Source organism: Streptococcus oralis subsp. dentisani (assembly GCF_007475365.1).
GTDB classification, from domain to species: Bacteria; Bacillota; Bacilli; order Lactobacillales; family Streptococcaceae; genus Streptococcus; species Streptococcus mitis_AX.
The window spans coordinates 967918-980468 of sequence record NZ_CP034442.1 but is presented as its reverse complement, the minus strand read 5'-3'; the positions used below and the strand labels follow the sequence as shown (position 1 = coordinate 980468).

General features: G+C 41.4%; 6 protein-coding genes. 5 read left to right on the top strand and 1 reads right to left on the bottom strand.

Features of this window, described 5'->3' with window-relative positions; translation table 11 throughout:
* Positions 1–112 precede the first annotated feature (112 nt).
* Positions 113–1057, top strand: a complete 945-nt coding sequence (gene manA, locus EJF26_RS04840) for a mannose-6-phosphate isomerase, class I (protein ID WP_001294298.1) — start codon at positions 113–115, stop codon at positions 1055–1057.
* Between the two features lie 39 nt (positions 1058–1096).
* On the opposite strand, the gene EJF26_RS04835 is transcribed toward manA, so the two are convergent.
* Positions 1097–2437: a sodium-dependent transporter gene (locus tag EJF26_RS04835; RefSeq protein WP_025168998.1), complete on the bottom strand. Its 1341-nt coding sequence runs from the start codon at positions 2435–2437 to the stop codon at positions 1097–1099.
* 251 nt (positions 2438–2688) lie between these two features.
* On the opposite strand from EJF26_RS04835, the gene EJF26_RS04830 reads away from it, so the two are divergent.
* The 4 genes from EJF26_RS04830 (at position 2689) to pabB (ending at position 12518) form a co-directional block, all read left to right on the top strand.
* Positions 2689–3429 carry a MerR family transcriptional regulator gene (locus EJF26_RS04830; protein ID WP_000274767.1) on the top strand — a complete coding sequence of 247 codons (741 nt, stop codon included), beginning with the start codon at positions 2689–2691 and terminating at the stop codon, positions 3427–3429.
* Between the two features lie 243 nt (positions 3430–3672).
* Positions 3673–4236, top strand: coding sequence for a TIGR01440 family protein (locus EJF26_RS04825; RefSeq protein ID WP_000360266.1), 564 nt, complete (start codon positions 3673–3675; stop codon positions 4234–4236).
* Positions 4237–4238: 2 nt separating this feature from the next.
* A complete protein-coding gene (locus EJF26_RS04820; RefSeq protein ID WP_000746261.1) occupies positions 4239–10736 on the top strand; it encodes a ZmpA/ZmpB/ZmpC family metallo-endopeptidase in 6498 nt (2165 codons plus the stop codon).
* Between the two features lie 66 nt (positions 10737–10802).
* Complete coding sequence (gene pabB / locus EJF26_RS04815; protein WP_000554838.1) at positions 10803–12518, top strand: aminodeoxychorismate synthase component I; 1716 nt, start codon at positions 10803–10805, stop codon at positions 12516–12518.
* The last annotated feature ends 33 nt before the right edge of the window (positions 12519–12551 follow it).

Here is a 12551-nt window from a genome sequence, read left to right as displayed (position 1 = left end):
TCGTTACTATTTTTATAAAATCTTCTCCCTACTTTATAATGTGTGAAAAAGAGTTCAATTAGATCAAGCTTTTTGCTATAATGAGGGGAGAAAAATCAGACAGGAGAATAAGATGTCAGAACCATTATTTTTACAATCAGTTATGCAAGAAAAAATCTGGGGTGGAACCAAGCTACGTGATGAGTTTGGCTATGACATTCCAAGTGAAAAAATCGGAGAATACTGGGCCATCTCAGCTCACCCAAATGGGGTTTCAAAGGTCGCTAATGGGCGCTTTGAGGGAACAGACCTAGCTACATTGTATGCGGAACACCGTGAATTGTTTGGTAACCGTCCAGAACCTGTGTTTCCACTCTTGACCAAAATTCTTGATGCCAACGACTGGCTCAGTGTCCAAGTTCACCCAGACGATGCCTATGGACTAGAACACGAAGGAGAGCTCGGAAAAACAGAGTGCTGGTACATCATCGCTGCGGATGAAGGATCAGAGATTATCTATGGTCACAATGCTAAGTCAAAAGAAGAACTCCGTCAGCAAATCGAAGATAAAAACTGGGATGTCTTGCTGACCAAAGTGCCAGTTAAAGCAGGAGATTTCTTCTATGTACCAAGTGGCACTATGCATGCCATTGGTGCGGGTATCTTGATTCTGGAAACCCAGCAGTCTAGTGACACCACCTACCGTGTCTATGACTTTGACCGTAAGGACGACAATGGCAACTTACGTGAACTTCACATTGAAAAATCTATCGATGTCTTGAATATTGGAGAGCCTGCAAATAGCCGTCCTGTAACTGTTAAAGCAGATAATTTGCGTTCCACTCTCCTTGTATCCAATGATTTCTTTGCAGTCTACAAGTGGGAAATTACTGGAAAAGTTGACTTTGAAAAGACAGCTGACTACAGCCTGTTCAGCGTCTTAGCTGGTCAAGGTCGACTGTCTGTTGATGGAACAAACTATCCAATCCAAAAAGGCAGCCACTTTATCCTACCAAGTGATGTTGAAGCTTGGACCTTGGAAGGGCAAGGCTTGGAATTGATTGTTAGCCATCCATAAAAAGAAAGGGCCTGAGTTCATTACTCAAGTCCTTTTTGATTACATAAATTGGGCGATAAAGACCACAATGATGATAATAGGAATGATAAAACGAAGAAGGAAGAGCCAGACTTGGAAAAGTCCTTGTTTCCATGGTGTTTCATCAAGATGAAGTTCCTCCATGGCTAAGGCCTTCTTGAAAATATATCCTGTAAAGAGGGATAAGCAGAGAGCTCCAAATGGCATGAGGAGATTGGAAACCAAGAAGTCCATAGCATCAAAGAAGGTTTTACCGAAGATGTGAACATCCGCCATGACACCGTAAGAAAGGGCTGAAGGAATTCCAAAGACAAAGGTCAAGATTCCTAAAATAGCACTCCATTTAGCACGCTTGCTGTTGTTCTGATTGGTGATATTGCCCACATTGATTTCCAGCATCACGACAGAAGAAGTGACTGTCGCAAAGAGGAAGAGTAAGAGGAAAAGGATGTAGAAAATGGTTCCAAAAGGCATCTTATCAAAGAGTTGAGGCAAGACGATAAAGAGCAGGCTTGGTCCCCCTTCAGACTGGATATTGAAGGCTGACATGGCTGGGAAAATGGCTAGACCTGCCATAATGGATACCGAGATATTCATGGCTACAATGGAAATCCCTGACTGGACCAGATTGGTTTTCTTGTCCAAGTAAGAAGCATAGGTCAACATTGCTGTAACCCCTAATGAGAGGGCAAAGAAAGATTGACCCAGGGCATAAAGGAGACCTGCGCTAGTTAGTTTTGAAAAGTCTGGTTTGAGGAAGTAGAGAACCCCTTCCATGGCGTTTGGCAAGCTGAGAGAGCGCCCAATGATTACGACAAAGATGATAAAGAGCAGGGGCATCATGACTTTCGAGGCTCTTTCAATCCCTTTTTGAACCCCACGTGATACAATAAAGATATTCAATAAGATAAAGGCTGCTTGAGCTCCTAGGGCAATGGCTGGATTTGAAATGATTGAAGTAAATAACTGAGCATAATCACCCGTTCCACCAAGTTGGAACAATTTCCCAAACTCAATACCTAGATAGACTAGAATCCATCCTCCGATAACACTGTAAAAGGAGAGAAGGATAAAGAGGGCAAAGGCACCAATCCAACCGATAAAGTTGTACTTGTTATTGTTGCCCAGTTTTCCAAAGGTTTTGATAGCGGAAACGCCAGCGCTACGGCCAAGGGCAAACTCAGCAAGGAGTAACGGGAAACCGATTAAAATGGTGGAGATGAGAAAGACCAGTAAAAAGCCTCCCCCGCCATTAGCAGCAGTCATGTAGGGGAACTTCCAAACGGCACCAAGCCCGATGGCTGAACCAGCAGATGCTAGAATAAAGCCTAGTTTCGAGCCCCATTGCGATTTTTCTGACATAGTTGAAACTCCAATCTCTTTTTTAAAATAAGAAAAGGCTACTTGAGTTGTCAAATAGCCTTCTCTCAATGGCTCTTTATGAGCCTTCTGTTTGATTGATAGACTTGACTATCCTATCATGTTTTCAAAGGTCTGTCAAGAAAACCATTTTCAAGTTTTCACACCTTTCTCAAAAAGTTAAAAATTTTTCGTAGAAATACTTGACTCTGACCTAAGGGGAGGGGATATACTATGATTGTAAGGAGGAAATCATGTACCATATAAAAGAAGCTGCGCAGCTTTCAGGTGTCTCTGTCAAGACACTGCACCACTATGATAAGATAGGACTCTTGGTTCCCTTAAAGTCGGAAAACGGCTATCGAACCTATAGTCAGGAGGATTTGGAACGCCTTCAGGTTATTCTGTATTATAAATATTTAGGTTTTTCTTTAGAAAAAATAGCAGAGCTGTTAAAGGCAGAAAGGACAGATTTATTGCCCCATTTGACTAGGCAGTTGGATTATCTAACTCGAGAAAGGCAACACCTGGATACCTTGATTTCCACCTTGCAAAAAACCATTCAAGAACAAAAAGGAGAAAGAAAAATGACGATTGAGGAAAAATTCACTGGATTTAGCTATCAAGACAATCAAAAATACCACCAAGAGGCGGTAGAGAAGTATGGACAAGAAGTCATGGGCCAAGCGCTTGAACGCCAAAAAGGTCGCGAAGAAGAGGCCACAGCCGCCTTCAACCGAGTTTTTCAAGCCTTGGCACAAAACCTTAAAAATGGACTAGCTGCAACAGCGGTCGAAAACCAAGAAGAAGCAGCCAAACTCTTGCAAGCTATTCGTACTTATGGATTTGACTGCTCTATTGAAGTATTCGGTCATATCGGTAAAGGCTACGTCTACAACCCAGAGTTTAAGCAAAACATTGACAAGTTTGGTTCTGGAACAGCCCAGTACACGTCAGATGTCATTGCCCACTATGTTCAAACTCAGATAAAATAAGCATCGCTAGAGATTTGTCCTGCTCCGCTAAAAAAGCTAAATCTTCTGTTTAACTTTTTTAGGGGACAGGTCATTTTAGTTGTTACTTTTTTGAAAAGCATCCTTGTCCCAGACTCTTTACTTTGTTACTAAAAGAAAATTCTTCTTTAAAGTTTTTGTAGTGACAACTCTGAGTGATTAGTTCGCCTTGATAAAATCAGTAAAAAAAGATATGATAGTAGGAGAAAAATGAGGTTAAGAGTGATGGATAAAAATAGAATTGGAACAGAGACACAGCAGGTGCTTGAGGATGTTTTGGATAAGGCTGGATTGCGTGAGGGGGCTCTCTTTGTCCTTGGACTCTCGTCTAGCGAAGTTTTAGGCGGCCATATAGGCAAGGAATCAAGCCAAGAAATTGGGGAAATCATTGTGAAGACCATCCTAGATATCCTAGAAGAAAAAGGAATTCACCTAGCTGTTCAAGGCTGTGAGCACGTCAATCGTGCCCTCGTTGTTGAACGCCAGGTGGCAGAGCAGTTTGGTCTGGAAATCGTCAGTGTCCTTCCAACTCTTCATGCAGGCGGTTCAGGTCAGCTAGCTGCCTTTAAGTTTATGAAAGCACCTGTTGAAGTGGAGTTCATCACGGCTTATGCGGGAATTGATATCGGAGATACCGCAATTGGCATGCATGTCAAGCATGTGCAGGTTCCGATTCGACCAGTTTTGCGTGAGATTGGTCATGCCCATGTAACAGCTCTAGCTAGTCGTCCAAAGCTAATCGGGGGTGCGCGTGCCCAGTATCCACAAGATTCTATTAGAAAGATATGAGAATGAAAAAAAGAAAAGAACAGTTTCAAAAAAACCTAAAGTATTCTATTCGTAAATTGACTGTTGGAGTTGGTCCTGTAGCAATCGGGGCCTTTCTTGTTGGTGCCGGTTTGTTATCAGCTGGTAAAGTCCAAGCAGATGAATTAGCTGAAGTGAATTCAGTCCATTATCGATATTTGACAGAGCAAGAATTAACCGAATCTGAAAAAGCCTTGATTCATCATGAAGTTCCTACAGAATTTCAAGATGAAGATATTATTTATGTAGTTTATCGCAAGAAGGCAACTACTAGTCAACAACTTCCTTACACAGGAAGTAAAAATTTAGCCTTGGTAGGTCTTGGTTTAGCAACGGCCTCACTAGCGGTTTTATTAGTTTCCAAGAAACACCGTAGTAAAGTACTTGGGGTTCTCTTAATCAGCTCTATTGGAGTTAGCAATTTTGTACCTTTTACTGCCTTTGCATTTGAAAATAAAGAGTTACTTTCTTATAACCAAACTGTTTCTGCATCTACACATGAAGGCTTGGCTAAAGGAGTTATTCATATTGAAGGATATGAGTATGTTGGTTACTTTAAAGACTCAAAATCTACTAGTAATTCTAATTCAAGCAGTAAAAAAGGCGAGTCTTTAGTTCAAGAGCCACAAGAAGCTTATACTGGAAAAATTGAGGCTAAAGGTACTCAGGAACCCGGTAAAGAGGGCGAGTCCTTAGTTCAAGAACCACAAGCAGAATTTACCGGCAAGGTTGAGGCCAAAGGCACACAGGAACTAGGTAAAGAAGGCGAATCCTTAGTCCAAGAACCGCAAGCAGCATATACTGGCAAGGTTGAGGCCAAAGGCACACAGGAACCAGGTAAAGAGGGCGAGTCCTTAGTTCAGGAATCACAATCAGAATTTACCGGCAAGGTTGAGGCCAAAGGCACACAGGAACCAGGCAAAGAGGGCGAGTCCCTTGTCCAAGATAGTTTGCCAGCGTATACTGAAAAGCTTGAAAGTAAAGGTAGCCAAGAACCCGGCAAGGAAGGCGAATCCCTCGTTCAAGATAGTTTGCCAGCGTATACTGAAAAACTTGAAAGTAAGGGCACCCAAGAGGTAGGCCAAGAAGGTCAATCCCTTGTCCAAGGTAGTTTGCCAGCCTATACTGGCAAGCTTGAAAGCAAAGGCACTCAAGAGTCTGGTAAAGAAGGCGAATCCCTCGTTCAAGACAATTCCCCAGCCTTTACTGGAAAACTTGAGAGCAAAGGTATACAAGAACCCGGCAAGGAAGGCGATTCCCTTGTTCAAGATAGTTTGCCAGCGTATACTGAAAAGCTTGAAAGTAAAGGTAGCCAAGAACCCGGCCAAGAAGGCGAATCCCTTGTCCAAGATAGTTTGCCAGCCTATACTGGAAAGCTTGAAAGCAAAGGGACTCAGGAGTCTGGTAAAGAAGGCGAGTCCCTTGTCCAAGATAGTTTGCCAGCCTACACTGAAAAGCTTGAAAGTAAGGGTACTCAGGAAACTGGTAAGGAAGGTGACTCCCTTGTTCAAGATAGTTTGCCAGCCTATACTGGAAAACTTGAAAGCAAAGGCACTCAAGAAGTAGGTAAAGAAGGCGAATCCCTCGTTCAAGACAATTCCCCAGCGTATACTGGCAAGCTTGAAAGCAAGGGCACTCAGGAACCCGGTAAAGAAGGTCAATCTCTAATTCAAGATAGTTTGCCAGCGTATACTGAGAAACTTGAGAGCAAAGGTACACAAGAACCCGGCAAGGAAGGCGAGTCCCTTGTCCAAGATAGTTTACCAGCGTATACTGAAAAGCTTGAAAGTAAAGGCACTCAGGAAACTGGTAAGGAAGGTCACTCCCTTGTTCAAGAGGACCTTCCAGAATATACAGTAACTGAAGGAACAATTACTAAAGACACAATCGCAGAGATTGACTACCAGACGGAAATCATTGATGATCCTACAAAGTACACTGATGAAGAAACAGTGGTTCAAAACGGTGAAAAAGGGATCCAAGTTACCAAAACGACTTATAAAACTGTCGAAGGTGTTGAGACTGACCAAGTTTTAAATACAACAACCACTGTCATCAAAAAACCAGTCACTAAAAAAACAAGTCGTGGTACGAAACCAATAGAAGGAACTCTTGTAGAAGAAAGTCTTGAAAAAACTCCGTTTAAGGAGATAGTCGAAGAAGACGCGCAACTGAAAAAGGGCGATAAAGTTACGGTCCAAGAAGGAAAAGACGGTCAGAAAAAGGTTATCAGAACCTACAAGACCATCAAAGGAATCAAGACGCAGGAAGCGCCTGAAATTCTTGAACAGGTCATCGAGTTAGCCCAAGACAGTATTGTTAAACTAGGTACCAAAAACTTCGAAAAGCCAGTGTTGACTTTTTCAAGGGTTGATATTCAGGATTTGAAACGCTCATCTCAGATTCACTATAATCTGGAAAATCCAAGTAAGGCAGCGATTAAATCGATCACTTTAACCCTGAAAAAAGGCGACGAAGTCGTCAAAACCATGATGGTTTCACCGGATAACTTGACTGCAACTCTAACAGATTTGCAGTATTACAAGGATTATAAACTCGAAACAAAAATGGTTTATGATCGTGGTGAAGGAAACGAGGAAGAAATTCTCAAAGAAGAACCACTGAGAATTGATTTAAAAAAGGTCGAAGTTAAAAATATAAAAGAAACAAGCCTCATAAGTGTTGACGACAATGGCGTGGAAACGGATAGTAGCTTCTTAACCTCTGTTCCAAGTGATGTAAGGCCTTACTATCTTAAAATTGCTACACGTGATAATAAGGTGACGCGTCTTGCGATTGACAAAATTGAAGAAGTGATAGTCGATGGAAAAACACTTTATAAGGTCACTGCCAAAGCGCCTGATCTCGTTCAGCATACAGATGGTAACCAGCTCAGTGAAGAAGAATACGTCCATTATTTTGCCAAACCAAAAACTCATGAAGAGAATGTCTACTACGATTTCAATGAACTTGTAAAAGCTATGCAGGCCAATCCGTCTGGTGAATTTAAAATTGGTGCGGACTTGAATGCGGTCAATGTTCCCGCAGCTGGTAAATCATATGTAACGACGAAGTTCCGAGGCAAGCTATCAAGTGTAGACGGTCAACGATACACGATTCATAACTTGGAACGTCCACTATTAGGTGATACCGAAGGCGCCCATATCCATGACCTTAACCTTGGTAAGGTAAACATTCATATGCCATGGGCAAATAGAGTTGCTCCCTTGGCTGCTGTTATAAAAAACACAACGATCAATAATGTGAAAGTAACGGGTACAGTTGTTGGAAATAATGACGTATCAGGTTTGATCAATAAAATTGATAATAACGGCAGATTAACAAATGTGGCATTCATTGGTAAGCTTCATGCTGGTGGGAATCAAGGCGCCTTTCTTGCTGGAATTGTTGGAGAAAACTGGAAAGGTTCTGTTGAGAAGGCCTATGTTGATGCACAGATAACAGGTAATAAAGCGAAAGTTGCAGGCATCGCCTATTGGTCACAAAATGGTGGGGACAACAATGCGGTTTATCGGGACGGAGCCATTAAAAAATCTGTAGCTAAAGGTACTATCGATGTCAGAGAACCGATTAGCGCGGGTGGTGTTGTAGGCAGTACAAATGCCTTGGGTTCCGTTGAAGACACTGTTTCAATGATGAAAGTTAAGAACGGTGAGATTTTCTATGGCTCATCTGATATTGATGATGATCCATATTGGACAGGTGACCGCTTAAACCGAAACTTTGTTGTTACTGGTGTGAGTGAAGGAAAATCTTCATATAGATATTCTAAACAACAGCATCGTATTAAGCCTATTTCGCAAGAAGAAGCAGACAAGAAAATTGCTGCTTTGGGAATCACAGCGCATGAGTATGAAATCAATGAGCCTATTGTAGATAAATTAAACCGTTTGACACAGCGTGAAGACGAGTACAAGGCCACTCAAGACTACAGAGCTGACCGCGAACTTGCCTATCGCAATATTGAAAAATTACAACCATTCTATAATAAGGAGTGGATTGTCAATCAAGCTAATAAACTAGATGCTAGCTCAAACTTGGTGATCAAAGAAGTCCTTTCTGTTACTGGTTTGAAGAATGGGCAGTTTGTAACAGACTTGTCAGCTATTGATCAGATCATGATTCACTATGCTGATGGTACCAAAGAAGAATTGGCCATCACTGCCAAAGCTGACTCTGATGTAAAACAAGTCAAAGAGTACGAAGTGACCAACCAGAATATCGTTTATACGCCAAATATGCTAGTGAAAGATCGTGCTGGTTTGATTGCAAAGGCAAAAGAAACATTATCCAGTGTAGAATTGATTTCTCCTGAAGTGCGCGCTCTTATGGATAAGCGGAACAAACCGCAAGAAAACACGGATGAACGAAAAAATGGCTACATTCGTGATTTATTCTTAGAAGAAAGTTTTGATGAAGTAAAACAAAATCTTGGAAACTTGGTGAAACAAATTGTTGAAAATGAAGATCATCAACTAAATGATGATGAAGCAGCTCAACGTGCTTTCATTAAGAAAGTTGAAGACAATAAGGCCAACATTATGATGGGGCTTGCTTATTTGAACCAATACTATGGCATTAAATATGATGGATTGTCGATCAAAGATATTATGATGTTTAAACCAGATTTTTATGGTAAGAACGTGAATGTCTTAGATCGCTTGATCACTATCGGCTCAAAAGAGAACAATCTTAAAGGCGACCAATCCCAAGATGCGTATAGTCGAGTGATTGCAGGTGCTACAGGTAAAGGAAGCCTTCATGAGTTTCTAACATATAACATGAAATTGTTTACAAATGAAACCGATATGAATGTTTGGTTTAAAAAGGCAATTGAAAAGAATGCTTATGTGGTAGAACAGCCATCATTGAACCCCGATTTTGCTCATAAGAAATATCGTCTGTATGAAGGGATTAATAATGGCGTGCATGGTCGGATGATTTTGCCACTATTAAACTTGAAGAACTCGCATCTCTTCATGATTTCGACCTATAATACCATTTCTTTTAGTGCTTTTGAAAAATATGGTAAAAATACTGAGGAGGATCGTGAAGCCTTCAAGAGTGAAATCAATAAGAGAGCAAAAGAGCAGGTAAACTACTTAGACTTTTGGTCAAAATTAGCTGCTGATAATGTACGCAATAAGCTCCTCAAGAGTGAAAATAGTGTTCCAACACCTGTTTGGGATAATCATGATGCGCCGGGTATCGGTTGGGCAAACCGATATGGCCACAAGGATGGGAAACCAGATTATGCTCCGATTAGAGAGTTCTTTGGACGGATTCATAAATATCATGGCTATCAGTATGGATATGGTGCTTACGCATATATCTTTGTAGCTCCAAATCAGCAAGATGCTGTCTACTTTGTTATGACAGAGTTGATAAGTGATTTTGGTACATCGGCCTTTACGCATGAAACGACTCATGTGAATGATCGTATGGCTTACTATGGCGGTTGGTATCATCGTGAAGGGACGGACTTAGAGTCCTTTGCGCAAGGTATGCTCCAGTCACCATCGTTGACAAATCCAAATGGTGAATACGGCGCCTTAGGTTTGAACATGGCTTATGAACGTCAGAATGATGGCAATCAAATCTACAATTATGATCCAAATAAGTTAAAGAACCGTGAAGAAATTGATCACTATATGAAGAACTATAACGAGGCTCTGATGATGCTGGACCATCTAGAAGCAGATGCAGTTATTGGAAAACACTTGGACGACAACAGTAAGTGGTTCAAGAAGATGGACCGAGAATGGCGTACGAATGCTGAGCGAAACAATCTAAAAGGCGAGCCACATCAATGGGATAAATTACGTGATTTAACGGATAATGAGAAGAAATTGACGATTACGAGCATTGATCAATTGGTTGATCATAACTTCGTTACAAAACATGGTATGCCAGGGAATGGACGTTATCGTTCGGAAGGTTTTGACAGTGCTTACCAAACCGTAAATATGATGTCGGGTATCTTTGGTGGTAATACTAGCAAGAGTACAGTTGGTTCGATTTCATTCAAACATAATGCTTTCCGTATGTGGGGATACTATGGTTATCTTAACGGATTTATTGGTTACGCTTCAAACAAATATAAGGCGGAAGCTAGCAAGGAAAACAAAGGGTTGTTGGGTGATGATTTCATTATCAAGAAAGTCTCTAATGGCCAATTTGATACTCTTGAAGCATGGAAGAAACATTGGTATAAAGAAGTCTATGACAAAACTCAAAATGGCTTCACTACAATCGAAATCAATGGCAGATCTATCTCTACTTATGCTGAGTTGAAGTCCTTATTTGATGAAGCTGTTCAAAAAGACCTAGATAGCATGGAAAATCCAAATATAAAGAATCATTATAAAAATACTGAAGATCTTAAATGGAAGGTTTACAAACAGCTCCTTCAAAAATCAGATGGATTCTCTGGAAATTTATTTGCCAAAGCATCGTTATAAAGTCGAAATGACTAAAAAGGTGGATCAGCTTAAGCTGCATCTGCCTTTTTGTGCTATACTAAAGGTATGCATAGAAAAACAGTGATTGATTTTAGGGCTTTGGGCGAGAGATACACCTTTACCCAGCCGATCAAAGAGTTAAAAACGAGAGATTTAGCAGAAGTGGTAGACTTGCTGGCACAAGTGGAAAGCTACCAAGAGCAAGGTTATTATGTCGTGGGCTATGTCAGCTATGAGGCTGCACCTGCTTTTGAGGAAAAACTAGCAGTTCACAAGTCTCCTCTACTGGGCGAGTACTTGCTTTACTTTACAGTTCATGATAGGGTAGAAATATCGCCTATTCCTCTGACTTATGAGGAAGTAGATTTGCCTTCAAATTGGCAGGAAGTAACGTCAGCAGAGGACTATGAAAAGGCTATTGCCCAGATTCACCATCATTTGCGTCAGGGGGACACCTATCAGGTCAATTACACTGTCCAACTCAAGCAAGATTTAAGTGCCAATCCTTTTTCTATCTACAATCGTATGGTGGTAGAGCAGGAGGCGGGCTACAATGCCTATGTTGAACACGATGAGATGGCAGTGATTTCCATGAGCCCAGAGCTCTTTTTTGAGCAAAATGACCGGGAATTAACGACTCGCCCGATGAAGGGAACAACCCAGCGGGGAGTGACTGACGATGAAGATTTGAAAGAGGCAGCTTGGTTGGAGCAAGATCCTAAAAATCGCTCTGAAAATATGATGATTGTGGATCTCTTGCGCAATGACATGAACCGTATTTCTGAAGTGGGCAGTGAACATGTAGAACGTCTCTGTCAAGTGGAGCAGTATTCGACGGTTTGGCAGATGACTTCAACCATCAAGAGTCAGTTACGAGAGGATGTGGACTTGGTTGTCATTTTTCGCTCTCTCTTTCCTTGTGGTTCCATAACAGGAGCGCCCAAAATTGCGACCATGGAAATCATCAAGGACTTGGAGCCACAACCCAGAGGAGTTTACTGCGGAACTATTGGTATCTTGCTTCCAAATGGGCGACGAATTTTCAATGTCGCTATTCGGACTATCCAACTGCATCAAGGGAAAGCCATCTATGGAGTTGGCGGAGGGATTACTTGGGATAGTACTTGGGAATCTGAATACCGAGAGGTTCATCAAAAGGCGGCTGTACTCTATCGTAAACAAGCTCGTTTCCAACTGATTTCAACTGGTAAAATCAGCCAAAAACAACTGCTGTTTGAAGATCAACATCTGGAAAGACTGACAAAGGCGAGTAGGTATTTTGCCTATCCTTTTGATCCGGAAGACCTGAGACAAAGGATAGAGGAAGAGTGCCAAGCTTGCGATTCCCACCAAGACTATCGTTTGCGAATTACTCTTAACAAGTCTGGAGAGCTGGAACTCAGTCGCCAAGTATTAACACCACTTAGTCCAGGTTTCTGTCAGGCTAAACTTTGTCTGCAAGAAACAGATTTGAATCAAGCGTTTACCTACTTTAAAACAACTTACAGACCACATTTGAGTATAGGGGAGCAAGAGAAGATTTACCACAATAAGTCAGAAGAACTGCTTGAGACCTCCATTGGAAATCTGGTTCTGAAAATTGCCGGAAAATTCTATACACCGCCTATCAGACTAGGAATTTTGCCAGGAATCTACCGCCAGCATTTGCTAGAAACAGGACAGGTAGAGGAAAAAGTCTTGACTTTGGCAGACTTGAACCAAGCGGAAACTATCTATGGCTGTAATGCAGTCAGAGGTTTGTATGAGTTGAAAGTGATATAACTATGGATTTTTCAATTAAGTTTTAGATTTATT